Source organism: Occallatibacter sp. (genome assembly GCF_035317045.1).
Lineage (GTDB): Bacteria > Acidobacteriota > Terriglobia > Terriglobales > Acidobacteriaceae > Telmatobacter.
Genome location: NZ_DATHHT010000035.1, coordinates 209,458 through 235,342 on the forward strand (window position 1 = coordinate 209,458; position 25,885 = coordinate 235,342).

Sequence of the window (25,885 nt, forward strand, 5' to 3'; positions counted from 1 at the left end):
CATGACGAAACCGAGTGGGATTCGCCTGGCCAAGCGTCTGGACGAGGTTGGATTCTCTGATATCGTGCAGATCCGCAACAAGGTGATGGAAATGCGGGCAGAGGGCCTGCAGGTCCACGCGCTGCATGGGGGCGAGCCTTATTTTGAAACGCCTGAAGCCATCAAGTATGCGGCGGTGAAGGCGCTGGTGGAGAACTATACGCATTATGCGCCGTCGTCAGGCGTGCTTCCGTTGCGCAAGGCGCTGGTGGAGAAACTTGCCGCGAAGAATGGAATCAATGCGACGACAGATGAGGTGATTGCGACAGTGGGTGGCTCGCAAGGTCTGTATGCGGGCTTCCAAAGCGTCCTCGATCCTGGCGATGACGCGCTGATTTTCTCGCCGTACTGGACGCCAATTGCCGATCTTGTGACAGGAACGCAGGCGCGCCCTCTGTCGGTGCCCACCTCGACGGCGCGACGCAACGGTATTCGCAAAACGCTGGAACAATTTTCAACGCCCAAGACACGTGCCATTTACTACAACACGCCGCAGAATCCGAGCGGGCTGGTGTTCACGCGGGCTGAAGCGGAGGAAGTGGCCTCGTTTGCCCGTGAGCGCGACCTGATCGTGATCGCGGACGAAGCATACGAGGATCTTGTGTATGAGGGCGAGCACGTCTCGATCGCCTCGCTGCCGGGCATGGCAGAGCGCACGATCACATGCTTCACGTTCTCAAAGACGTATGCGATGACGGGTTGGCGCGCGGGATACGCCGTGGCGAAGGAACCCTTTATGACGGCGCTCAAGAAGATTGTTCTGTACTCGACGAACGGCGTGAACACCTTCGTTCAGCAGGCTATGATCCATGCGTTGAAGACGACTGAGGTTGAGATTGCCGCGTATCGAGAAGATTACAGGAAACGAAGGGATCTTCTGGTTGGCGTCCTGAATGAAGTCGGGTTGAAGTGCGATCCGCCAGCAGGGGCGTTTTACGCGTTTCCAAATGTCGAGAAAATTCATAAGAACAGCCGCACGGCTGCGCAGATTCTTCTGGAAAAGGCGTACATCGCAACCATTCCGGGATCGGTGTTCGGCGCGCAGGGCGAAGGACATCTTCGCTTCGGCTATGCGATCACGATCAAGGAAATCGAGGACTGCGGAGAAGCTTTGCGCAAGTTTCTCGGCTAGCGTTCGGTGAGCTGCGCTTCGCCGATGGCGCGGCCGGTTTCGACCCGGGAAGAGCGCAGCAGGCGAGCGATCTGCTTCAAGTGAAGCTGGACGGCGTAGGCGCGCAGAATCTCAGCCTGAGAAAAGTTGAATCCCGTGTGTCGCACTTTGTCCATGCGCTGCTCGAGCTGTGCGATGTCCTCTTCTAGATTGATATCGGGAGGTGGAATGTGGAAGCGCCAGCCATGAATGCATTTTGCCAGGTACTGGAAACCTGATTGAATGTCGGCGGTGAGACGGCCTAATTCGGGCTCCAACTGCACGGCGTAGTTGTCTTGGTGGCTCTCGCGCACGGCAAGTTCCAGTGCCACCAGGGCGTCAAAGATGGTGCGGCCAAACTGGGCGAGCATTCCGAGACCTTCGCGCCAGCCGGGACCGCCGGAGGGTTCATTGCGCGACGCTTCAAGCAGTGCATTGTTGCCGCGAAGCAGGGTGAGCGCATCTTCGCGCAGTTGAGCCAGGTTCTCAGCCGGGCGTCCGCGGAACCCTTGCAGGATGCCCTCGAAGAATGCGTTGAGTACGAGGAACTCCTGCGCAAGTCCATCACGCAAGCGCAGCCGCGCTCGATCGGGAAAGACGAGGGTCGAAACTGCGACGGCGACGAGAATCCCGAGGAAAACTTCACCGACCCGATGGAGGGCAAGGACCCAGTGTGAGCCACCTTTTTGCACCAGCATCACAATCGAAATCGTCACTCCGGCGAGGCGCGAGCTGCTGCGCAGACCGAGGAGTCCGCACAGAAAGACGGCAGACAAGACGGCAAGGATAAAGTTCCACGGCAGAACCCCAAAGAGCGAGAATCCAAAGCCGAAGGCGGCGCCGATAATCGTTCCCAGGATGCGGTCGCGCGACGCGGTGATAGTGGCGCCGAAGTTCGATTGCAGCACTATGATGGCGCTGATGGCCCCCCAGTAGCCGTCCTGTAGACCAAATTGCAGCGCGATCCACCAGCAAAGAGCAGCGGCGAGAGCAGTTCTCGCTGCGTGGATCAGAAGCCGCTTGCGCTCCCAGTTCAGCAGACCCTGCGCTGCAACCCCGTCGACGCCCAATTTAACGGCGAGCTGCTGCTGGGACCACGATTTGGATTTGGCTAAGCGCATTACGTCAGAATCCCGCCCCCCTCAGTCATAGCATGCCGCATTGAGCCTCAGTGCGTGCAGTGGCGTGGGACACACACCGTAGAGCACCGAATATGCAACATGAACAAGCACCGCAAATTTATACTGAATTTCGATTGACTATGATTCGAGTTGGATATTCCGCAAATCTTGCCGCCGAGTGGCTTTCCGATTTTCCGCAAGGGATCGAGCTGATTCGACTGCCGCGTGATCTTGACCACGATGTCGAGATCGACGTCTGGTTGCCTGACCCTTATCCGACAAGGAATCTGAAGATCGTTCCCCATTTGCGGGGAGTGAAGGTGGTTCTTTCGCTGATGGCGGGAACGGAATGGATTCCTGGCGCTATGGGACCGCATGTGACCATCTGCAACGCGCGCGCCGCACATAATGTTTCTACGGCCGAGTGGACGGTTTCAGCGATCCTGGCGATGTTGAAGCATTTTCCGTTGTTCCTCGATATTCAACGGTCGGGTGAGTGGAAGCGGCGGTTCGAGGCGAGCGCGGAATATGCGGAAATCACAGGAGATGCCCGGACGCACTATCCGCCGGTGATGCTGGAGGAACTGACCGGGAAGACGGTGATGCTGGTTGGATATGGTTCGATCGGCAAGGAGATCGAACGCATGCTCGAACCTTTCCGAGTGGACCTGATTCGGGTTGCACGAACGGCGCGGGAGAATCCGAAGGTGCATGCGGTGTGCGAACTGGATGCCTTGCTGCCCAGGGCCCAGGTTGTCGTGCTGATTCTGCCGTCGTCACCTGAGACGCGATGGCTGATTGATGCGCAGCGGTTTTCGCTGATGCAGAAAGGCGCATTGCTGGTGAATGCGGCACGTGGGCCGATCGTTAACACGGAAGCGCTGGTCGAGGCATTGCAGAGCGGGAAGATTCGTGCGGCGCTCGACGTGACGGATCCGGAGCCTCTGCCGGTCGGGCACCCATTGTGGAAGTGCCCGAACCTTCTGATCACACCGCATGTAGGCGGATCGAGCCCGGAATTTACGCGGCGTGCTCTGCGGGTTGCGGCCGATGAGCTGCGTCGCTATATGGCCGGAGAGCCGCTTCTTAACGTGGTGCAAACGGCGGTTTGAACGGCTCGAGAGGCACGTTGCCAGTCGCGGAGGCCGAGGATGGCGAGACCGACCAGACCGGCATAGAGGACTGCGGTAAGCCACAGGTCCTTATACATGTATTCGCCGATGTACACGAGATTGACCACGATCCAGAGCCACCAGTTGGCGATGTGCTTGCGTGCCTGCCACCAACTGCCGACGAGGCTGAAGCTGGTGAGTGCGGCGTCGAGATAGGGCAGGGCTGCATGAAGTTGCTTCGCAAGTTCGCCGAGCACAAAGCTGCCGGCGATGCCCGCACCGATAGCGATTAAAAGACTCGGCAGGGCGAGCGGGACGACGCGCACGTCGCCTTCTTCGCGTATGCCGCGCCACCAGTGCCACCACCCATAGAGGGTGAAGACAATGAAGAAGACCTGGAGAAGTGCGTCTGAAAGAAGCCGAGCGCGATAGAAGACGATTAGATAGAGAATATCAGCCCCTAGAATGACAGGCCAGCAGATTAGCAGGCGTTTGGTAGTGAGCCAGATGCCAACTGCGGTGGTGACAAAGCCTGCGAGCTCCACCCAGTTCGCGACCAGGTAATGAGCGATTGCGGAGAGAATCATGCACTCACCGCCCGGGTCTGGCGTGTTTCGGCCCATTGGCGCAATGGCTCGATGATCTTCAACCTGCCGGGACCGCGGAACCATTGGGCATGACCAACAAGATAATCGCGGGTAGCAACGCGAGCTTTTTCCGGCGATTGCAGGACGCCGAGAAAGTAGTCAGCCTCGGTGAGCGCGAACTCCGCGTGACAGAGGGCGAGCATCGGGGCCAATGCCGCCGCCTCCGTATGGCTGAGTCGACGCCTCTCCTCGTAACCGTCGAGCATTGCCCATAGGTGGTCCAAGTGGGCTGGAACTTCGTCGCCATGGTCGGGATCCCGAATGAGGACGAGCCACTCCACGATGTTGCGTTCGATGGCCTGGGCGATGTCGCAGATCGCGTTGGTGCGATCCGCAAGGCCGAAGTCGATGACAGAGGTGGCATGCGCGCGAGGGCTGGCGTCGCTCCAGAAAAGGTTCGAAGCATGGAGGTCGTTGTGCGTCCAGAGTGGACGGAGCGAGGGCAGCAGGAGCTTGATTTCTGCATGGAACGGCGCGAGGAGATCGAGCGCATCGAAGCAGTCGCGGCAGGTCTGCGCATCCTGATCGAGGACCGGGTGGGCGGCGAGATATTGCTCTAGTGCGTTCTGCGGATCTTGCGATGCGAAGATGGTGAAGCTCGCGACAAGCGGGCGCGCCTTTCTGGGCGGCGCGTTGTAGCTGATAGCGGCGAGGTGCAGGCAGGCCAGCATCTGACCTGCGGAGCGAGCGTGATCTAGCGATCGGAACGAAGTCCACGAGATCGCGTCTTCATACATGTCCAGGCCGGAGGGGATTTCGTGCACTTCGTAAGTCCAATCGCCGGTCTCAATCGCGGTGTTGCCCGAGCTGGTTGCGAAGATACGGGGCACTTCGACGCCATTCGCGCGCAGATGCTGCATGAAACGGTGCTCTTCGATGAGGCCTTCAGCATCGCGGACTGAGCGCGCATGTCGCTTGACGAAGATTCTTCCTTGACGGGTTCTGACGACACTCGCGGCGGAAAACGGGCGCGGGCTGAAGGAAACAATCTCGATCGGATCGCCGGCGACGGGCATCTTTGCGAGAAGCGCGCGGACTTCGTTGAGGGTCAACGGCGGCCAGTCGGGCTTAACCAGGGAGCCATCTAATCCGTGCGCTTTTGCGGGTTCGTCCAATGCAGCTCCTTTGCTATTGCTAGAATCTGTAGTGTGCCGAGAGCCTGACTGTCGTGGGCGCGCCCTGGTGAATGAAGGTGTCGCCGTAGCTGGCTCCTGTGTCTTTCCAGAAGCGCTTGTCGAGAATGTTATCTGCATAGATGTGGAGCGTGACGCGGCCAGCTTCGCCCCCGGGGGAGTAACGGGCGCCGAGGTTGAAGAGGTTGTAGCCGCGCACGCTTACGAGGTCGTCACGCGTGGCTTCCTTGCGGCTGGTATAGCTCCAGCCGGGCATCAGGTGCAGACCGCGCGCGTGGGGCACAAGAACATCGGCGAAGAGCGCGGTGTGAAATCGCGGAACGTTAATGACCTGCTGGTTGTCGAAAGTGGGTGTCCCTGTGCTGTTGGAGATGGCGCGCATGGCTGTCGCCGAGGCGCTGAGCTGAATCCAGTTTGCAGCTTTGCCTTGCGCATTCAGTTCGATGCCGTCGTGGGTCTCGTGGCCTTCGGATTCGAAGCATTGGTCGCCGGGAATGACATCGCCGCCGGTCATAAGATTGGTCGGGCAAAAACTGTCAGCGGCTTGAATGATGCGGGGATAGAAGAAGGGTTGGCGCATGCGGAAGAGAGCGGCGGTGAGGAGGATTGTGTGCTCGTACTTCGCGCCGATTTCCGATTGACGAGTCATGAAGGGCGTCAGGAAGAGACTCGAGTTATCAACCCACCACGGGGCCTGAGGCCCGAGTGAGAGCAGGGCACCGTAATTGCCGTAGAGGGTGAGGTCGCGTAAGGGCGAGTAGGTGGCTCCGTACTGTGGCAGCCAGAGCGTTCGAGGCCCGGTGTAGTTGAAGTCGGTGACTTGCACGAAGCGGCCGCCGGCCTGCAAGACGACGTTGCCGGGAAGATGGGCGCGCTCCTGCACGATAGCGGATCCCTGGTGGTTGAAGTCCGCGAGCGTTGAGGGGCCGGCCTGCTGGTACGGGCTTTCCGGCGCATAGGGGACGTTTGGCTGATAGAGGTTCTCGACGCCGAGCGGGATGTAGACGATGGAAGGAGAGAGATCGACGGATCGATGAAAAAGGGATCCTCCGATGACGATGTCGTGACTGAATTTGCCGGTGGTGAAGTGGCCTTGGAGGAGCGCTTCTCCGAGGGCATCGATGCGGAGTTCGCCAGGGCTCCGGTAGTCGTATATTTCGTAGCTGCCGTCGGGACAGAAGAAGTAGTAGGGCGAGTCAGGGCAGAGCGAGTTGCCGTCGGCATCGAGCGCCGGACCGTAGGGCCAGATTACGTTGTCATCGATGAGAGAGTGGCTGTAGGAGCCGCCGAAGCGGAGGTTCCAGTTGGCAGCGAGTCTGCGCTCGAGGCGGGCGCCGGCGTTGAAAGTGTCGAAGGTGTTGGGCTTCGACCACGGCTGGAAGCCGAGCATCACGGAGGGATAGACAGGAGTGGGCACCGCGGTTCCACCGAGCAGTTGGTAGCCGGCTTCGGAGCGCTCGACCTTGTGTTGGTATTCAAAGTCGGTAGTGAGTTGCGTGTCGGCTGAGAGCTGCCATCTGCCGTTGGCAGCACCCATTCCACGCCAGCCGTTCGCACCTTCGACATAGGTGTGGATGTTTTCGCCGGCGGCGGTGATAAGAAGTCCGGAATTGCCATGGAATCCGGGGACGGGGAATTCTGTTGATCCGTAGGAAGAACGGCGATGGTCGGTCGCGAGATCGAAAGAGGGACGTTGGCCGGCAAAGGGCTCTTTGGTCGCGTAGTCGATGACGCCGCCGGCGGAGGCTACGCCGCTCTCTAGGCCAGCAATGCCTTTCACAATTTCGACGCGCTGCTTGTTCTCGAGGGGAACGTCCTGTTCGCCGGCGATGGTCATGCCATTGATCTGCATGCCGGTTGCCAGATCGATGGGAAAGCCGCGGATCTCGAAGTCGCCGTAGTAGCCAACCGGCGCGTAGTCCTCGCCAACCGAGGCGTCATTCTTGACGACGTCGGAGAGCACGCGCGAGACCTGGTCGCTCATTACAGCGCTGGTGACGTCGGTGACGGAGAGGGGCGTCTCGCGGATCGGGGTGTTGTCGAGACTGCCGGCGGTTCCGGCGTCGGAGAGGTAATCGTCTTTGACTTCGCCGTGAACGACGACCGTGGTGGTGACGCGGTCCGGTTTTTGCTGCAAACGGCTTGACGGTGGGTTTTGTGGCGCGGACGCATTTGAGGTCGTTGAGCTTTGTGTCCATGCGCTAGATGCGGTGAGGGCGAGAATGCAGGCAATGAACCACTGCGCGGAGGTGCGCAGGTGGAGATTTGCGCCGAGAGCGGAGACAGCCGTTGAGCTCTGGACAGACCCTCGCTGCGGGCAATTTGAGTCGAGTTGTCGAGGACGAGATTGAGACGCACGCATACCTTGTTTCCACCTTCATGAAACAAGAGCGTCTGCGCTGGGATTCGAGGAAGTTGGCCAACCTGGCTTCGAAAGCTTCCCACGCCGGTATTATCCGGATCGGGTTCGAGGGTATCTTCTCAGCCCCACACCAGTGGAGCACCCCTGTTTCACTACACGCAATTGAAACACCATGGATGGATGGAATGCAAATGGGCAGGATTTGGAAATGGCGATCCTCTTAGGTCAATCGGCGTTTTCCGGGATAGGGGTGAGAGGCTGTACGACCGCCGGAGAGGTCGCGCGCCAGCGGGTGAGCATATAGGCGAGGAGGAGGCATGCGGCTATGCTGATGCCTGCATCGGTTAGGAAACTGCCCGCAAGTCCATGCCAGTCGTAGCCGCGGCCATCCAGGAATTGCATGTAAGTGATAGGCAAATTGGAGGCGGCGAGCAGGACGGTAAACAGTGTCGCAGCGAAAGGATTGTCGGGGCCAATGACCTCAAAGGCGATCGCATTTGAGGTGGCAAAGGCGAGGGCCTGAAACAGATTCTCGCCCGTGATGGCGACGGCGAAGGTCCAGGGTTGGCGCGGGAGCGCGAGGAGGCTCAGTGTGAAGATGGCTCCGACGATGCCGATGGCGAGGTAGACGGGGCGAAGCGGGAATCGGCGGGCGAGAGGGAATAGGAGAAAGCTGCCGACAATGCCCGCTGCGCTGGACCCCAGGCCGGCGAAGAGGCTGACCGTGCGTTCGCTCGCGGAGAAATCGGAACCGGTGCCGCCCAGGACATTCGTGAGCGCGAAAGAGGCCGCGGGAAGGAGAAACAGAGCCAAGGCCATAAGGACTTGCCGCTGCTTGAGGAGCGAAGCGAGTTCGCGGTTGAAGCGGCCAAAGCTCTCGCGCGCGGGACAGCGCTTGGGCGGAGGCGAAGGGATAGCCAGAAAAAACAGCATTGGAACGAGGATCGCAGCGCCCATCATAGCGCCGGCCAGTGTGGGAGGAAACCGGCTGATCAGTTGGCCGGCAAGAACCATCATGAGTCCACCGGCGCCAATGTTCGACACGGCAAACCAGACGCCAAGGCGGCTGTCTTCCTGCTTGTTGACAAGGCTGCCCATCCACCCTCCGACTGCTCCCTGGTAGAGCATGGCGGCGGCGAAGCCGGGGATCATGACGGCTTCAACGAGACCAGGGTTGCCGGGATGCGCGACGGTGAATGCGACCGCGATGGCGGAGAGCGATCCGAAGACGAGCGCGTAGGTACGACGACTGAACCAGGCGTCGAGCATTGGGGAGACGGTGAAGATCCAGAAGCCGGGAGAAAGGATGGCGGCAGCAATCGTTGCGATGTGGCCGGCGGGAATGCCGTGAGCGGCGAGAAGCTGAGGGATAATGACCGCGCAGAATCCACCGGTGAGGCCGAAGGGTGCATTCGTCAAGCCCATGAGCCAGGTTGGCGGTAGACGCTGAGTTTTCTGCATGCGCAGTTTTCAACCTCGACAGAAACAGGTGGCGATACTGGGACGCAGGAAGGTCCGGTGCAGATGTTGTACAGGACGCATGGCTACCTGGGAAACGGGTTTGCGAACGACGGCACCAGCTGCGTCGTTGCAGTGAGGCCCATTTATTGCTGCAATCTCGATTGGGTAAGTGGGGCCAGATTGTCCAGATAGAACTTATTCGCACTTATTTTGTGTGCATTCGAGGGACTTATCTTTTGCGATTAGAAGGTTGAAATCAGAAATAAATCGCGCCAAAGAAGAAATCGAATATGAATGCACCATGAATGGTGATATCCACAGAAAACACTAGGGTTTTGCACTTGCATCCACAGGTCAGGTGGGCCTACTGTCTCTAACTAGCTGGTGACTCTGTAGCTGGTTGGAACGGCAACACTGGCGTGGTAGAAAGCGTAAGTAAGGGACTCGGTAGGGGAATTCATGGTCGGCTTGCCGATAGTGAATCGACGGACCGGAGCTAAGAAAGCGCCGGAAGCTATACCAAGATTGCAGTGACCTGAATGGACACGAAGATTCATCCGCGGCGCAAGCTGAGGATGCAAAGTTCGATTCAGCCAGGGAGACATCATCGACTCAGCCGTAGATGCCGAAACGGGGCAACCCGAGGAAGCAGATACGGGTCAGCCGAGGAACCAAGATTCGGGGCAACTCGAGACGCGGGGAATCGGCGAACGGTGAGAGACCCAAGATTTAGGGCAACCTGGAAATTGGTCGATTGCCGTAGCCGAGGGGAAAATGTCCGGGGCAACCTGGAGATTCAACTGAGGCGAACCGGATGGTGCGTGATCCGAGGTAACTCGGATATCCATCAATCGGTACCGGAGGATTCAACGTTCGGGGCAACTCGGACAGCGAATCGTCGGCGATACCGAAGGGCCGGAACTTGGGGCAACCTGAGAACCGGCAGGTCGGCACCGCCGAATGATGCGAACATCGGGGCGACTCGATGACCCATCGCCGGTAAAGCCGGAGATGCAGGGCAAGGGGCGACCCGAGTTCTTCATCGCAGGCGCGGCAGGAGAAGGCGAGAGCAACGGGGCAACTCGGAATTCCGCTGAAACCAGCAACGCCAAAGGCATGCTCGTTCGGGGCAACTCGAACGGACCATCGCCGGCACAGCCGAAGGCTCGAAGCCGAAGGGCAACCTGAGGATTCGGACGCCGGCTCAGCAGAAAGGGAGCGGGGAAGGGGCAACCTGGAGACGCAACCCGGGCGGAGCGGGAGGATCGAGGAAGCGGGGCAACCTGCCGCCTCATCGACAGGCAGAACGGGACGATGCATGATCCATTGAGCTAAAAGATCATCCGGAAAACGCCAGAGGCCGCAAGGTCTCTGGCGTTTTCGAATTTTAGGCACATTTCGGGCCGTATACATGGCGCTCAGAACATCAGCACCGCGCACATCACAACTCCTCCTCCCACAATCACGAGCACTGCGTTCATATCGAATTCACGGAGCCTGCCACCGATAGGAATGCGCACCGGCTGAATGCCGTTCGGATCGTGCAGCGTGCCGCCATAGGCTCTGCGAGAGAACATCGCTACGAAGAACGCCAGCATGGGCAACGCTGTGAGAAGCGCAGCTAGATGGAAGTGTCCGCGCGATTCGGTCGAAGGCCACCAGATCAAAGCCACACCAACAACCCCCATAAAGAAGAGTCCGAAGGTGTGCCACACGATATGGAAGCGCGCGTGGCCAGGCCACAGCGCGTTGGTGGCATGAGTTCGATTCAGGTCGATGAAAAGAGGAGCTATGCCTTGGCCTGTAGCAACGGCAGTTACCAAGAGCCGGGCGAGGAGAGAAGCGGACATCAGATCCCTTTCGTTGGAGCGACGATTGACTTAGAAGCGAATCCCTTGTCCATGAAGGCCACGCGCTGGTTGTCGGGAGGGGAGTCGGGCGCGCTCTCCGAGATGGGTAAGAATCTCCATATTCGGCGGGAGGGAATCGAGAGGATTGCCTTGTTTCGCTGGGCAAAAAGGATCGAGGGAACCAGGAGAAGAAACAGAAATCGCTTTATCGGACCTCAACAGAATAGTAGGACCCGGGATCGCCGATCCGCAATGAGGGGAACCGAGTTCAGGAAATCAGATCAGCGCGAAAACTCAGTGCATTGCCGACGCGCCGGGGCCTTGTCCAGGGCGGTTCGCATTGAGCATGAAGGCCATGAAGACGAGGAAGAATGACAGCCAGGAGAGCTCCATGTACACGTCCTGGTAGCCCTGCATCTGCGCCTGCTGGTTGAGTTGGTTGTAGATGGATGCAAGCGCCATGCCACCGCTGTTTTGCCCGCCAAACGTTCCGCCGAGGAATCCGGTGAGTGCCTGCCGGTGCTGTTCGAATGCGTTGGAGCCAGCCTGCATGGCGCCCTGAAGATGTTGCTGGTGCCAAAGCGAGCGTGAGGTGACCTGTGCGTTTGTGAGGGCGATCAAGATGCTGCCGCCGAGGTTGCGCACGAAATTGATGAGGCCGGCAACCTGGTTGCTCTCTTCCTTGGGCATCCCTACATACGCCGCATTCGTGATCGAGATGAAGCAGAAGGGTAACGGCAACATCTGCACTACGCGCAACCACGATGCCTGCGAAAAACTCATTTGCAGACTGGTGACATTGGCGGCATAGCGGAAGGTGACGATGAACATGATGAATCCGGTCACAGCCAGCGTGCGCGCGGATATCTTGCCGGTCGCAAAACCCGCCATGGGCATTACGATGACGAGGGCTATCCCGCCAGCCGTCAAAGCAAGACCCGCGGTTGTGGCGTTGTAACCCAGCAACTGCTGCATGAACTGCGGCTGCAGAACGGTATTCGCGTTCAGCACGCCTCCCACCAGCATCATCAGGAAACAACATATTGCAAAATTCTTGAAGCGAAATAGCTTCAAGTTAATGAGCGGATTCTTTTGCCGCCACTCCCAGACCACGAGTCCGATGATTCCGCCGACAAAGAGAACGGCGAAGAAGCGAATGAAGCCGGACGCGAACCAGTCATTCTCCTCGCCCTTGTCGAGCATGATCTGCATGCCGCCCATGGCGATGGTGAGGAACGCGAGGCCCATGTAGTCCATGTTGCGCAGCTTGGATGGATCGGCCTTTATCCATGGCGGATCCTCAACGAGGCGCGTAACAAGGATGAACGCGAGAATGCCAACGGGAATATTAATGAAAAAGATCCAGCGCCATGTGTAGTTGTCGGTGATCCAGCCACCGAGGGTAGGACCGATAGAAGGGGCGAGCACGGCGACCAATCCGTAGAGGGCGAAGGCTTGTCCGCGCTTATGTGGCTCAAAGCTATCAGCCATGATCGCCTGCGCCATCGGCTGCATGCCGCCGCCTCCGGCGCCTTGGATGACGCGGAAAACCAGCAGCATGGGAAGCGAAGGCGCTGCACCGCAAAGAAAGCTCGCGATTGTGAATACGGTAATGCAAAAGACGAAAAAGTTACGGCGCCCCATCAGGCTCGACGCCCATCCACCCAGAGGAAGCACGATGGCGTTGGAGACGAGATAACTGGTCAGCACCCAAGTGCTCTGATCCGTACTGGCGCCCAGGCTACCGGCGATGTGAGGCAGCGCAACATTTGCAATGGAAGTGTCGAGCACTTCCATGAATGCCGCCAGTGCGACGGTGGCCGCAATGAGCCACGGATTGACGCGCGGTTTCCACTGGGCCATCGCGGCGGCGTCGGGATTAACTACCGTCGTGGACTGTGCCGCTCGTGCGGGTACCGGCGGTTCTGTCTGCAATTCGGGCAAAAAGCTTTCTCCTGGCGCGATTTGATGCGTTCTTCAGTTGCGGGGAACGAGAGACTTCAGCGGCAGGATCGCGGCTTGAGATGTAGCCGGCCTGTCACTGAAATATAGATGTGCATTATCGCCAACGGGGTTCATGGATTGCAGCGAACGCCTCACAATACGGCATTCGGCCCAGGCTGAGCGGTCTGTTTGATGATTGTCATCCGCCAGCCAACCAGAGCGATCGACAGCGCAATGATCTGCATGAAAACGATAAACGCGACGCAGGCCGGCCACTTGCCGAAAGCCCAGAAGGCTCCCGGAACGACTCCGGCTGCCGTGCCGCCGAGGTAGTAGCACGTGATATAGATGCCCGCAGCGGTGACCCGGGCGCCGGGAGGGGCTGCCACGCGCAAGTGGCTTTGCGAGGCAGTCTGCGCGATGAAGACACCGCTGGAAAGCATGGCGAGTCCGACGATAACAACAGGGAGCGAGTGTGCAAGCGTGAGCAGGACTCCAGCGATCGAGCAGCACATGGCTCCGCCAATGCCAGCACGTAGACCGACGCGCGTGATCAGATACCCTGCCGCCGGGGTCACAATGAGTCCGATCAGATACACAAAGAAGAGCGAACTGAGCGCGGTGGTCGAGAGAAAGAACGGCGTGGCGCTCAGGTAGAAGGTGATCCAGGTGAAGACACCGACAAGCGAAAACAGTACGTTAAACCCGACGGCAAATGTTGCTACCAGTCTCCGGCTCCGGAACATTTCCTGCACTTGATACGGGAAGGGCGGAAGCGGATTGGACCGGGGCTGAGCCGGGGCGCGGCGGTGGCCGTGCGGCAGCCACGCTGCCACGGCTGCCGCTCCGACGAGCGAGGCTACACCGAGCGCCACGAAACTGACGCGCCAGCTGTAGGCGTCGGCAAGAATACCAGCTGAAATGCGGCCCATGAATCCACCCAGCGCCGTGCCGCTAACGTAAAAGCTCATGATGAGCGCGACGCGTTCCGGCGGCCATTCCTCGCCGATGTATGTCACCACAACGGCAATGATGCCCGGCACCATGATTCCTTGCAGAAAACGCCAGAAGATCAATTGCGCCAGGCTCGTTGAGGTTGCGGCCAGAAGGGTGGGGATGGATACGCCGAGGAGCGACACAACGATCACTCGCTTGCGCGCCAGCCGTTCCGTAAGAGCGCCGAAGATGGGTGCTGATATTGCCACGCCGAGAGTGGCGGCCGAGACGGTCATGCCGACGCCGGTCTTCGAAGCGTGAAACAGGTGAGCCAGCAGCGGCAGGAGGGGCTGGGTGCAGTAGAGCTCGAGAAATGCGCAGACACCGCATAAAGCCACGGCAGCGGCGGCCTTGTTGCCGGGCTCGGGATGCTGGTCTGGCTGAGCAGGGAGTTCCAAGAATCAGGATACAGGCACTGCGCTCAGAAACCTCTTGTGGCCCAAGCAGCAACCCGACCGCAATCCGCTTCGAATCACTTCTGTTTCGCGGGGTCGCGTGGAGCGGTTAACCTAAGCAGACGATGGATTCCCCTTCCACCAGGCCTCCGCGACGAGGGATGGAGGCATTTGCCTTTCGCGACTTCCGGCGATATCAGATGGCGCGCGTCGCGGTCATTCTAGGCGCCGAGGCGCAGGCCGTCGCGGTAGCATGGCAGGTCTATTCGATTACCCATCGGGCTCTCGATCTTGGGTACACCGGGTTGGCGCTGTTTTTGCCCGGGTTGCTGTTTCTGCTGCCGGCAGGGCACGTGGCCGACCGCTTCGACCGGCGCCATGTCATCCTGTGCTGCTATACGCTGCAGGTGTTCTGCACGGTGGCGTTGCTGGCGCTGGCAGTTGCCGGCACAGACAGGGTGTTTTACATCTATGCCGTGCTATTCCTTATTGGAACGGGACGCGCATTTTCAGCTCCGGCGAGTTCGGCGCTGCTGCCCCACCTGGTGCCGGAGAAGCATTTTGTGAATGCGGTGACATGGGGCGGAGCCATCTTTCAGCTTGCCAATGTAACTGGGCCCGCGCTGGGCGGATTGCTGTTTACACTGCCGCTCTCATTCGTTCTCCGCGGCCTGGGCCTTGAGGGCGCCGGCATCGTTTACGTCTTTACGTTTGTCTCGCTGATCTGGTTCCTGGCGCTTATCTTGAGTCTTCACACTCGGCCGGGGCGCATGGAACATCGCGCTGCGTCGCTGAAGGTGATCTTCGCCGGCTTTCAGTATGTGCGCAGCTCGCCACTGCTGCTGGGATCGATGTCGCTGGATCTATTCGTTGTGCTGCTGGGTGGTGCGGTGGCTTTGATGCCGATCTTTGCCAGCGACGTGCTGCACACGGGACCGCGTGGACTGGGAGCGTTGCGGGCGGCGCCGGCGATTGGAGCGCTTGCCATGTCGCTGGTCATGGCGCGGTTTCCTATCAGCCGCAAGGCAGGGGCGCGGATGTTTGTCTGCGTTGCGATCTTTGGCCTGGCTACCCTGATCTTTGGCGTATCAAAGAACCTGTGGCTCTCTTTGGGGGTGCTGGCTATCAGCGGCGCTGCGGACATGATCAGCGTGATCATTCGCGGGTCGCTGCTGCAACTGGCAACGCCACCGGAGATGCGCGGACGCGTCAGCGCTGTCAACTCGCTCTTCATTGGAGCATCCAACGAACTGGGCGAGTTTGAAAGCGGGCTGACGGCGCAGTGGTGGGGCGCGGTGCGGGCCACGATCTTCGGCGGATTGGCCTCGCTGGCAGTTGCCGGGACCTGGGCCGTTTTCTTTCCGGGTCTGCGGCGCGCTGACGAACTAACCGCCGATGCATTGCGGCCGAGGCCGGGACCGGGAAGTTTACAGACGCCGGCGGCTGGTTGAATCTCGGCCAAGAAGAGAAGGAGGACGCGTGAAGCCCTGGAAAATCGTGGTCATTCCGACCTTAATCATGCTGGTGATCGCCGGCATCTATATGTTCTCGGTCTGGAAAAAACGCCAGGATCCGGGCGTAGTGAACCAGGGGCAGGAGCAGAAGCTATCCGCAGACGATGTGGCCGTGGTTCGGATGGAGTTCCCGGCTCACTTCGACGATCTGAAGGATGAGGAGGGCAAGAGCATGTGGATGAAGAACGGATACACTATGCCGTACTTCCCATATGCCGCGGGCAAAGTCGACTTCAAGAAGAGGGTCGGCGTGATTGCTCCTCTCGAGAAGCTTGATATCAAGAAGGCCATCAAGGCCTCGGTTCCGGCGGATGTTGACGACGGCATCAGCCACGGCAGCAAGCAGGCGCTGTATGTGTTTGCGCTGCCCGGCGATAAACAGGAGTACGCGACGCCGGTCGGTGCGGTGGACGGGAGCGAGGAGCAATACTATAGCGACCTGCTCTATTTCTACGACGATCCACATACGATCTATGGGAACTGGCCCAAGGATGTGTGGACTGCGGTGGATGCTCACCAGGCGAAGCCGGGTATGAACGAGTTGCAAACGCGGCTGGCGCTGGGTCAGAAGATCCAGACAGATGATCCTAAGACCGAGGGAAATCGCACCGTGACTTACGATGCTGACGGAAAGAAGTGGACGGTGACTTTTGCCCACGATCGCGCCACCAAGGTTCAGGGCGGATAAGGTCCGGAGTTAGAGGCACTTGTCTTCGTCATTGCTCAACAGCTTGTCATGATCGCGACTACTCGATACGCAGCGCCACCATCGGCTCCACTCCGGCTGCGCGGCGTACCGGCGCCACGGACGCCACCAGCGCCGCTAACGCAAGCAGCGCCGTGGCGCCTGTCAGCATTACCGGGTCCCACGGCTGCACGCCGTACAACTGGTCCTTCATCAGCTTTCCGGCCAAAATGGCCAACGGAATCCCCAGCCCCAGCCCAAGCCCAATCTGCCAGAGTGCGCCGCGAAGAACCATGGTGACCACATGTCCGCGGTCGGCTCCCAGAGCCATCCGCAGTCCAATCTCGTTGGTGCGCTGCTCGACCGTGTAAGCCATCACGCCATAAAGCCCCACTGCGGCCAGTGTAAGGCCAAGCAGTCCAAACAGAGAGGTCAGCGTGGCAATCATATTCTGCTGATGAAAGTCGGCGCTCACGACTTTGCTGTAAAGGTTGACGTCGTCCACTACCAGGCTGGGCTCAACACGGGCGATCGCCTTGCGCACTTTCTCTTCCATCCCCGGAGGATCGCCGGGGGCCCAGATCACGATGTTGTAAAGGTAGTGCGACCACTTCTCGCCTAACGTCCAGGCGGGATCGTCGTATTTCGCCGTCTGCATCTCCGACACCCAGAACATTGGCCCGACAGGCTCTTTGTAGTCACCGGTCATGTACCGGATGTCTTTGACCACACCGACGATCTCATAGGTGGAGGCGTAGCGGAGCCGATTTGGACCGAAGTGCTGGCCAACCGGGTTCTGGCCTTTGAAGAACCGCCGGACAAAAGCCTCGTTGACAACTGCGACATTCGGCGTCGCCGCGGTGTCGTCCTCGGTGAAGGGTCGGCCCATCACGATTCGGGCGCCGATGGTCTCGAAGAATCCCGGCATCACGCGCGCCCAACCCGCGCCAGTGTCCTCTTTAGGTCCCGGCTCGGGCCTGCCCTGGATGCGAATCCCTTCGTTCCAGCTATCACCGGTCATCGGCGCATAAAGCGCGGGGGCCACCATCCGCACTCCCGGAATCTGCTTCAGGCTGTCGTCGATCTGACGGAACCGCTGCTCCATCTGCTCGGGCTTGGCGTTGCCGAGCGTCGGATTGATCCATGCAATGTAACGTCCTTGCATGTCGAAGCCGAAATCCTGATGTTCCAGGTTGCGCAGGCTTTGCGACAGCAATGCAGCGGCGGACAGCAGCACCAGTGACATCGCCGCCTGCGCGATCACCAGCGATTTCTGCGCCCACGAGCGACCTCCACCCACCGAGCGATTTGCTCCGCGCAGTGCCTCAACTGGATCGGCGCGCGAAGTCATCCAAGCCGGCGCCGTTCCAAAGATCATCCCCGTCAGAATCGAAAGGCCCAGCGAAAACAGCAGCACCGGCAAGGATGGCAACGGACTTACCGGAACATAGTTGTTCGGTCCGCCGATCTCGAAGGCCAGATACAAAATCAGCCGCGTTCCGCCATACGCTACGCCGACCCCAAACGCGCCGCCGATCACCGCCAGCAGTACACTCTCCACCAGCGCCCTACGCACCAGCCGGAGCCGTGAAGCCCCCAGTGCGACTCGGACCGAGATCTGCGCACGATTTCTCAATCCGCGCGCCAACATCAGGTTTGCCAGGTTGCCACAAGCCACCAGCAGCACACATCCGGCAGCGATCAGCAGCAGCTTCAGACCATCCTTGTATTCGTTCCGCATCGCCGCGACACCCCCTCCCCCGGAGGACAGGTGGAGCGTCTGCTGTTGCCAGAGTTGTTTCTCGCCCGGCTCCATGTCCGGTACATGGCTCGCCAGCCAGCCGTGGAACTCCACGCGGAGCTTGGCCTCGAGGGCCTGCGGACTGACTCCCGGGCGCACTCTGCCCAGCAGGTCCAGATAGTTTTCGTTGGCTCGCTTTGGCCGCGCCACATCCGTCGCCAGTACCAACTCGGACGTGATCGGCAGCCAGATGTCCGGCATTCCCCAACCAGCGAGCTTGGCACCGTAAAACCCCGGCGGCGTGACCCCAATGACGGTAAATGCGTGCCCGTTGATCTGAAAATCCCCGCCGATCACGGAAGGGTCGGAGCCGTACTTGCTCTCCCAGACGCGGTAGCTCAGCACCGCAACCAGCGGCGCGCCCACTTGATCGTCGTCGTCGGTCATCAGCCGGCCCATCCACGGCTGCACGCCCAAGGTACGGAAAAAATTCCCCGACACGTACTGCCCGTTGCGCGTATCCACCGGGGCCTGCGATTCGCCACGCCGCACGCCGAGCGGCGCATTGCCGGCCTGCAATGCCGCCAGGTCGACAAACTCTGGCGTATGCTCGCGGAAGTTTTTGTAGGCCTCCCAGGAAAAGAGAGCGAAATTGCCGTCGTCTCCCTGCGTGTATCCGCCCCAGTTGCAGCAGCGGATCTTGTCTCCGATCCTCCACAACTCCTCAGGCTTCGTCACCGGCAAAGACTTCAGCATCACTTGGTGCACCAGCGTGAAGATAGCCGTTGTGGCTCCGATGCCCAGCGCCAAAGTGATTATTACTGTTGCTGTAAACCCAGGTGCTTTCCGTAATTGTCGTAACGCGTCACGCAGGTCCGCCAGCATTCACACTCCCCCTCGGCCAGGTCTGACCATGCATAGTGAAAGCACGATATTCGCCGTTCCCCTGGCGCTGCTGAAGGCCAAAACGACGGCTTTACGGAGAGGTAAGCGATTTTTCTTGTCCGAAATCAAAATCCAGCGTTCGGAATCGAACAGCCAGAGAATGTAGAAATGAGAATCTGCCAGTCATTGTCGAGGAATTCAATTGGAATTGCGGGGAACACACACAACCCCGTGCGAATTCTGATCGGCCCCCCGGGCAGGTACCGGCAAACGGTGCCTAAACTGAAGCCCGTCTACCGGTACGAATCAACAGACACTTTTATGCCACCTAAAACGCGAACCGTAGAGACAGTTGAGCTTGCCGGGGGTCCCCGACTCCGACGCGGAGGAAGCCGTTGAAGTCAAACAGTGCCGGCGAACTAAGTGGATTGAGGTTGTTGGTGTTATTGAAGGTGTTAAAGACCTCAAGGCGAGGGATAAGCGACAGCTTGCCGTCGTGGAAAAGGAAGGGACGGGACACGCCGAAATCAAAGACAAAGAACGCATTATCTTTCCTGAGGTGATTGCGTCCGCAGTCAATACCATTGACGAATCGAGTCATCGAGTTGTTGAGGGTGCATGGGGCTCCGGTTCCAGTCCCGTTGGAGTTGTCGGTTTCGGGCTCTGCGGAATGCTGCTGAATGCGCAGGTTGCCCTAGATGCCGAAGGGCAGATTGCCCACTGCGTAGGCGTTGAATTTGTGGCGCTCATCGCGATCCGAGTAGGAATACTCTCCCTTCAGGTTGTAGAGATTGGCGTAACGGAAGGTGAAGGGGTCGCGCTCATTGGAATCGTCGTCGCGATCAACCGAGAAGGTATATTCGGCTTCTGCCAGAAAATGATGCGACATGTTCTTGCGCAGACCCACGGTAAGGCCGCGGTAGAGAGACTTGGCGTTGCTGATGGTGTTTGTGACAGCACCGAGGGTTGGAAACGGCCCCGCTCCACAGTAGGTCACTGTATCTGAACTGCCGGGTGTCGGGTCCCCAACGGGGCAGGCTTGCCCGGGCAGCGCGGCAATCGGCCCTACGTTGGGGTTCAGGAATCGCGTCAGGTAAACGCCCTTCGAGTCTGTGAAGTCCGCGAAGGCTACGAAGTCCTGTGAGACCTGCTGATCGTATCCGAAGTTGAAAGTGTAGATGCGGGGATTGTGGTAGTTTCTGTCAAACACCGTGATACCCGCGCCGACACACCCGGTTGTCGGACAGGTGGTGACCGGCAGGATATTGGGATAGGTTGGATTGCCCAACCCCGAGAACTCGGTGAGGGTCTGCTGCTGCACGCCGTTTGTGGTGATGGCGCCAACTTCGGTGAGCATGTTCTGCCGAGCGTTGAAGATGCCGGCGCTGCCGCGGAGTGCCGATCTACCATTGCCGAAGATGTCGAAGTTGAATCCGACCCGCGGCTGAAACTCGGCTGTTTGATTGGGAAGATAGCCGGTGGACGGGAACTTCGGGTCCGAAAGGTATGGGCCGTATAACGCTTGCGAAGGCGCGATTTTCATCTTGGGGAAGAACTGCGCTTCCCAGCGGAGGCCATAGTTCAAGATCAGGCGCGAAGTCGCCTTCCAGGTGTCCTGCGCATAGACAGCGGGTTCCTCGTTACTGATGTTGGAATAACCAGCCTGCTGAACGGTCTCGCCGGACTGGGTGCCTGCGTCCTGGAGGTAAAGGAAGAGCGGGCTGCCGAAGCTGGTCGTACCATCTGGGCACGACGTCGTGGAGACGAAGGAACCGTCGGAACACGATTGTACGTCTGGACCGAACCTGTTTCCCTGGCTTGCTGGCGTGGCGTAATGAAGAAAACCCGTTACGCTTCCGAAAATGTACCGCCCCAGAGCGAATCCATCGAAGATCTGCACGTTCTTGCTGTGCAGATACTCGCCGCCCATTTTGAAGGTGTGCTTGCCAGCGATCAGAGAGAAATTGTCTTTGAGATCGACATGCCAGAAAACTTCAGTGGCCCCCGGTCCGAGGAAGAACGGCTGTCCGAAACGGAAAGAAGGAAAGAACCCAATGCCGGTGTCGGGCACCGCACTCGAGTTAATCGCTGAGCGGGGACGCGTCTCATGTCCGTAAGTGACGTGGGCCTCGTTGAGATGACGATCGTTCAATGTGGAAACCAGATTGAAGTTAAGCGTCTGGATGTGAGCGGGGCCTTCGATTCCGTTGGCTGAATTGCCGTAAGTCGATACGTCGAAAGTCTGGTTAGGATTGTTCGAATAGTCGAAGTTATAGGATGCGTAGAGAATATTCTTCTGATTGATGTTGTAGTCCATCCGGCCGAAGAATGCGCCGTTGTGCACGACGTGATCAACCGGTTTACCCTCGGTCTCGTTAAAATTGCTCTTATAGAAGTTGATGAGCACCAACCGCTGGCAATCTCCGCTGGCGTCGATATCTGCATCCGAGATGTTGCCGCCAAACGATGGATTGGAATTCGCACAGGAAGCGCCGATGGGCGCACTCAGGTTGGGACGGAGCAGGTTTTCGTCGATGCCTTCTGCCGCGCCAAAGTAGAACAGCTTGTCTTTGATGATGCGGCCACCGGCGCTGCCGCCGAACTGTTCGCGGTGGAAGTTAGTGAGAGGCTTGCCGTCAGAGGTATTGGCGGTAAGGGCTTCGAGGCGCTGGTATTCGAAGAGACTGCCATGGAGCTCGTTTGTGCCCGACTTGGTGATCACATTGACCACGCCGCCGCCGGTGCGGCCGAATTCGGCATTGGCACCGCTAGCCACAACCTGGAACTCTTTGACGGCTTCAAGCGTGATGTCCACGGCCGCGCGCTGGCCGCCCGATTGCTCGCCGAAGAAGCCGTTGTTATAGTCGCCGCCATCGAGGCTGATGTTGTTGAAGATGCCGCGCTGGCCGTTGAAGTTGATCTCGTCGCCGTCGGGACCCTGCACGATGCTTGCCCCCGGTGTCAATGTGAGAAGATCTTCGAACTTGCGGCCGAGTACCGGCGTTGTGGCAATGGCTGTCTCGCCAAGATCCGACGTCGAGGATGTGGTCACCACGTCCACCAGCGGAGTGGAGGTTACGACAATCGATTCGTTGGTTCCCTGAACATGCAGGCTCAGCTTCAGTGAGATGGTGCGTCCCACGGTGAGATCGAGGTTCTGCTGGACGGTGGTTGCAAACCCGGTCTTCGAAATCTTTACGACATACCTTCCGGGTTTCAAGGATGGAAATTCAAAGTGCCCGGAGGAGTCGGTAACCGCCTGCTGAGTGGTCCCAGTGTCCAGGGCGTCAGCTTCGACCGCGGCGCCCGGGACTGGTGCGCCGGCCGAATCCGTCACATCGCCCTGAATGTTGCCGTTGGTCGCCTGAACCTGGGCGCTGAGTTGGAGGGATCCAGTCGCAAAGATCAGCAGGGCAATAAGAGAGAGTCTCTTGATGAGAATCGTCATGGCATCTCCTGACAGAGAAAAAGGGGGTGGCGTGGGCTGGTCCCACGGTCAACAAAACTGATTCGGAAAGGAATGGAAAGCGCTACAGGGAACAATGCAACCTTGCTGCAAAATTCAGCCTTTGAAACCGCACCAGCTTGACCGAGGAAAATTCTGCATCGTTGGCTGTGCGTCGAAGTCCATGACTTCGGGGGGTACGGCGCTTTCTCAAAACATTACCATGGATGTCCGGGAATGACACTCAATATCCGAAAGTGTCCTGGGCTCCTGGACTGCGCTAACCCGCAATGGAAACGGACCCCCGAGTTACCCCATCGACAACGAGCTATCGATAGAGACTGATCTCGGGGCATGAGGATCCGGCGTGAAGGTCGAGTTACATGAAAGGCCCCGTGACGCCGATCCATCGTTACTGACCTGTCATTGAGCATCTGGTGCAAGGGAACTGTTGGAGCGTTCGGAGCGCGGCATGGCACCTGCGAGCAGAAGAACAGTGCCGCAATACATCAGAGTATCGAAGAGATAGTTCAGCCCCTCGAGACTGTCGCGCTTTACCACAGCAATTGGCACGTACACGACCAAAATCACGAAGAACGCGGTCAAGCCGATCCATGCCGCTGCTGCGCGGGTCTTCTTCCCTGCAAGCAGCGGGATTCCCGCGATTGCGTACATCACGGCAGCTACGTAGGTCCAGATGGCATGTCCGAAGAGCCATGTGGGGGTCACCATTTCCAGGGGAATGCCGGGGACGTGGTCGGCGTACAGGAATTGCTCGATCGAGTAAAACAGCACAGGAATGGCAATGAAGTAGCGCGCGATTGTCGTGGCGATTCGCGCGACGCGCGGGTGCTGTTGCCGGCTCAGGCTCGCCGCCAGCGCCAAGGGGCCGCCGCAGAAAGACAATTCCCTTAGCGCGAGCGTGATGCCAAAGCGATTGTGCAGATCGTGCAGGCTGGCCGGGGCGTCCATCAGCACGACGAAGAGGAAAAACGTCAAGGCCAGCAGGCTCGCTGAGAGACGTGCCTGAATCCGTGTGACGAGGCTGAACGCGGCTGCAATGAAGCAAGCGCCAAGCAGGTACACCCAAAAGACATGCCACGGAAGCCACGACGGGACGATCGAGGCGATTCCCATGGTTACGGTGAAGTGTTCGGTGCCGAAGGCTGCAATTGGCACCGCGTAGAAGAGTGGACCGAAGAGAATGAGCTTGTCGAGTTTTGGTTCTGTTCGCCATTCGCCGCGAAGAAAAAGCGCAACAAGCCCGACGGCAAAAACCATTGCGGCGACGCCGTACGACCACGTGACCTGGATGGGAATTGCGAGCAGAGCCAAGGTCGACGGCGAAACCATCAAGCTGTTTCCCACGGATAGTCCTTTCTGCCTCGATAGTGTCTGGTCTCGTGTTGGCCTACGATTCACCAGGCTGATCCAAGGTAGTCGAAAGCGTTTGCTGCGTACATTCGGGAGATTCAACTCACTAGATTTTTGTTGTCAGACGGTCTTGGAGCCGCTGGAATTGGCTGTCCACAAGCCAATTCTCAGGGAACAAATGCAGTTCCTACTCATCCCCTCTGGCCAAGGCCGTTGGAGACTTCGCTGTACATATCCGATCCGGAACGAATGGATCGCCGGTTTACTTAGCTTCAGGCCTCGTCCCGGCTCGCCGTTCCGAGGAGAATCAGTGCAATCTCTCGATGGCCGGCCTTCTGCGCGATCTCGCTCAGCGTCTGCCCGTCGGGCGATCGCAGTGTCACATCCGCACCGCGCTCGATCAGCAGCCGTACGATCCCTTCACGGCCACGCGCAACGGCGTAGGCCAGCGGAGTGTGCCACGCCTCAGCGTCCCAGGGAAACAGCCCGTAGTCGCGGAATGGCCGGTTGAGAGAAGCCGGATCCTCTTCGAGGATCAATTGCACGCGATCGATCAGGCTGTATTGGATCGCCTCGATGATGTCGATCGGCCCACGCAGAATGAGATCGCGGGCTTCCTTGTGATCAGCGTAGTCGGCCCATCCCGCCGGCGTGCCGTGATACTTCTCTTCGCGCGCGCGGACATCGGCGCTGTGTTTCATCAACACATCAATAGCGCTCACGTTCCCGTACCACGCTGCCGCATGTAGCGGTGTGTAGCCGCTCGTCGAGTCGATCGAGGTCTTCGGATCGTCGTGTACATTCACCGACGCTCCATTGCGGATCAGTGTCTCGATTACGTCGCCCGGCGCGCGTTCGCTGGCGCGAAGGATCAAATTGCCCCATCGTCCGCAGGGCTTCAGTGTACCGGGATCTCTGCGCAGGAGCCTTTCGACGTCCGCAGTTCGATGCAGCGCCACTGCTGCCGGCAGCCGCACCTTAGCTCCGCGCTCCAGCAGCACTTGCGCCAGGTCGTGCCTGCCGTCGAGCGCTGCCAGATCGAGCGCCGAAAAGCCGGCTTCGTCGAGTGATTCCGAGTTAGCACCCAGATCGAGCAGCGTCCTTACCGCCGCGGGTTGATTCTTCAAGACTGCGAGATGCAGCGGCATACGACGCATCCTCGTGCCGTTCATCCGCCGCTCCCGATCGCCCGGCGTGCGCGCGATCAGCTCACGAATCACCTCCTCTTCGCCCATTGCGACCGCGGAAAAGATGTTGTGTCTGGCGCCGTTTGCCAGCAGATACGCAACGATTTCGGGATTGGCCTGGATGTAATCCCATGCCGTTGCCCAGCCGATCACGCCCAACTCGTGGTAGTCCCCTTCGCCGATCGTATCGGCACCGTGTTCCACCAAAAGTCGAATGATGGGGAAGCGATGCTTCTCCACGGCGAAGTGGAGAGGATAGGCGTTGTCGCCTTCGCAGCGGGTGTTGGGATTGGCGCCGCGTTCGAGCAGCAACTTGGTCGCCGCTTCGCAATTGCCAAAGACGGCCTGGTGAAGCGCGGTTCTCACACCCTCGCCGCCGCGCTCGTCAATCAGTTGAGGATGTGCATCAAGCAGCGCATTGAGTCGTGCGACGTCACCCCTTCCTGCGGCATCCCGCAAAGACGCAACTGCCTCTGCGGTCGCGCCGGCTGCTTCGAGCGTCTTGACGTGAGACTGCAGCCTCGACCAGGACGCGAATCCATATTCACTCGCAATCACTTGCTGCGCATCCGCAAGTGTGCACGGCGACGTGGAGATCTGGTCTTTGGACAGGTTTCTTAAACGCGGATGGCTCTCGCGAATGCGCGTCAAAGCTTCGGGGTCGGCTGCCTGCTGGCTCTTCAACAGCGACTTGGCTTGTTTCCGGAGTTGTTCGAGACTGGGACGCAGCGGGAGTTGCCTTGACATGGAAATCTCCTTTCCGTTCGTGGCCTGTGTCCGCAATGCAGGCAGAAAGAAGATTTGTCAGATTGTAGCGATCAACTGCTGCAGGTGGGCTTGGCCC

18 protein-coding genes and 1 riboswitch are annotated in these 25,885 nt (G+C 59.0%); of the genes, 5 read left to right on the forward strand and 13 right to left on the reverse strand.

The features are described 5' to 3' along the window. Position 1 precedes the first annotated feature (1 nt). The gene (locus VK574_RS17755) at positions 2 to 1,171 is read left to right on the forward strand and encodes a pyridoxal phosphate-dependent aminotransferase (RefSeq protein ID WP_472801202.1); all 1,170 of its coding nucleotides are present in this window, start codon (positions 2 to 4) and stop codon (positions 1,169 to 1,171) included. On the opposite strand, the gene VK574_RS17760 is transcribed toward VK574_RS17755, so the two are convergent. Further along, positions 1,168 to 2,310, reverse strand: a complete 1,143-nt coding sequence (locus VK574_RS17760; RefSeq protein ID WP_472801203.1) for an FUSC family protein — start codon at positions 2,308 to 2,310, stop codon at positions 1,168 to 1,170. The two genes, VK574_RS17755 and VK574_RS17760, sit on opposite strands and share 4 nt — an antisense overlap. 140 nt (positions 2,311 to 2,450) lie before the next feature. On the opposite strand from VK574_RS17760, the gene VK574_RS17765 reads away from it, so the two are divergent. Further along, positions 2,451 to 3,422 carry a 2-hydroxyacid dehydrogenase gene (locus VK574_RS17765; RefSeq protein WP_472801204.1) on the forward strand — a complete coding sequence of 324 codons (972 nt, stop codon included), beginning with the start codon at positions 2,451 to 2,453 and terminating at the stop codon, positions 3,420 to 3,422. Here the strand turns inward: VK574_RS17765 and pnuC are convergent. The 4 genes from pnuC to VK574_RS17785 all read right to left on the reverse strand — a co-directional run bounded on the left by pnuC (position 3,374) and on the right by VK574_RS17785 (position 9,025). After that, complete coding sequence (gene pnuC, locus VK574_RS17770) at positions 3,374 to 4,009, reverse strand: nicotinamide riboside transporter PnuC (protein WP_472801205.1); 636 nt, start codon at positions 4,007 to 4,009, stop codon at positions 3,374 to 3,376. The two genes, VK574_RS17765 and pnuC, sit on opposite strands and share 49 nt — an antisense overlap. Further along, complete coding sequence (locus VK574_RS17775; RefSeq protein ID WP_472801206.1) at positions 4,006 to 5,184, reverse strand: phosphotransferase enzyme family protein; 1,179 nt, start codon at positions 5,182 to 5,184, stop codon at positions 4,006 to 4,008. The genes pnuC and VK574_RS17775 overlap by 4 nt, the downstream gene beginning before the upstream one ends. A 19-nt stretch (positions 5,185 to 5,203) precedes the next feature. Beyond that, positions 5,204 to 7,564 carry a TonB-dependent siderophore receptor gene (locus VK574_RS17780; RefSeq protein ID WP_472801207.1) on the reverse strand — a complete coding sequence of 787 codons (2,361 nt, stop codon included), beginning with the start codon at positions 7,562 to 7,564 and terminating at the stop codon, positions 5,204 to 5,206. Between the two features lie 59 nt (positions 7,565 to 7,623). Beyond that, a riboswitch (TPP riboswitch) is annotated at positions 7,624 to 7,720 on the reverse strand. Positions 7,721 to 7,789: 69 nt separating this feature from the next. Continuing rightward, on the reverse strand, positions 7,790 to 9,025 hold the full coding sequence (locus VK574_RS17785) for an MFS transporter (RefSeq protein WP_472801208.1): 1,236 nt from the start codon (positions 9,023 to 9,025) through the stop codon (positions 7,790 to 7,792). 960 nt (positions 9,026 to 9,985) lie between these two features. Between VK574_RS17785 and VK574_RS17790 the strand changes: the two genes are divergently transcribed. Further along, positions 9,986 to 10,213, forward strand: a complete 228-nt coding sequence (locus tag VK574_RS17790; protein WP_472801209.1) for a hypothetical protein — start codon at positions 9,986 to 9,988, stop codon at positions 10,211 to 10,213. A 230-nt stretch (positions 10,214 to 10,443) separates the two neighbouring features. On the opposite strand, the gene VK574_RS17795 is transcribed toward VK574_RS17790, so the two are convergent. From VK574_RS17795 to VK574_RS17805, 3 genes are all read right to left on the reverse strand, one after another. After that, positions 10,444 to 10,875: a DUF6640 family protein gene (locus VK574_RS17795; RefSeq protein WP_472801210.1), complete on the reverse strand. Its 432-nt coding sequence runs from the start codon at positions 10,873 to 10,875 to the stop codon at positions 10,444 to 10,446. A gap of 294 nt (positions 10,876 to 11,169) precedes the next feature. Further along, positions 11,170 to 12,819: a DHA2 family efflux MFS transporter permease subunit gene (locus tag VK574_RS17800; RefSeq protein ID WP_472801211.1), complete on the reverse strand. Its 1,650-nt coding sequence runs from the start codon at positions 12,817 to 12,819 to the stop codon at positions 11,170 to 11,172. Positions 12,820 to 12,971: 152 nt separating this feature from the next. Next, complete coding sequence (locus VK574_RS17805) at positions 12,972 to 14,213, reverse strand: MFS transporter (RefSeq protein WP_472801212.1); 1,242 nt, start codon at positions 14,211 to 14,213, stop codon at positions 12,972 to 12,974. Positions 14,214 to 14,371: 158 nt separating this feature from the next. Between VK574_RS17805 and VK574_RS17810 the strand changes: the two genes are divergently transcribed. Continuing rightward, positions 14,372 to 15,661: an MFS transporter gene (locus VK574_RS17810; protein ID WP_472801213.1), complete on the forward strand. Its 1,290-nt coding sequence runs from the start codon at positions 14,372 to 14,374 to the stop codon at positions 15,659 to 15,661. 28 nt (positions 15,662 to 15,689) lie between these two features. Then, entirely contained in the window at positions 15,690 to 16,412 is a 723-nt protein-coding gene (locus VK574_RS17815; RefSeq protein WP_472801214.1) for a hypothetical protein, read from the forward strand. A 58-nt stretch (positions 16,413 to 16,470) separates the two neighbouring features. On the opposite strand, the gene VK574_RS17820 is transcribed toward VK574_RS17815, so the two are convergent. The 5 genes from VK574_RS17820 to VK574_RS17840 form a co-directional block, all read right to left on the reverse strand. Continuing rightward, positions 16,471 to 19,035, reverse strand: a complete 2,565-nt coding sequence (locus VK574_RS17820) for an ABC transporter permease (RefSeq protein ID WP_472801215.1) — start codon at positions 19,033 to 19,035, stop codon at positions 16,471 to 16,473. 328 nt (positions 19,036 to 19,363) lie between these two features. After that, positions 19,364 to 19,555 carry a hypothetical protein gene (locus VK574_RS17825; RefSeq protein WP_472801216.1) on the reverse strand — a complete coding sequence of 64 codons (192 nt, stop codon included), beginning with the start codon at positions 19,553 to 19,555 and terminating at the stop codon, positions 19,364 to 19,366. A gap of 174 nt (positions 19,556 to 19,729) precedes the next feature. After that, on the reverse strand, positions 19,730 to 22,483 hold the full coding sequence (locus tag VK574_RS17830) for a TonB-dependent receptor (RefSeq protein ID WP_472801217.1): 2,754 nt from the start codon (positions 22,481 to 22,483) through the stop codon (positions 19,730 to 19,732). A 420-nt stretch (positions 22,484 to 22,903) separates the two neighbouring features. Further along, entirely contained in the window at positions 22,904 to 23,833 is a 930-nt protein-coding gene (locus VK574_RS17835) for a DoxX family protein (protein WP_472801218.1), read from the reverse strand. Positions 23,834 to 24,126: 293 nt separating this feature from the next. Continuing rightward, the gene (locus VK574_RS17840; RefSeq protein WP_472801219.1) at positions 24,127 to 25,788 is read right to left on the reverse strand and encodes an ankyrin repeat domain-containing protein; all 1,662 of its coding nucleotides are present in this window, start codon (positions 25,786 to 25,788) and stop codon (positions 24,127 to 24,129) included. Between the last annotated feature and the right edge of the window lie 97 nt (positions 25,789 to 25,885).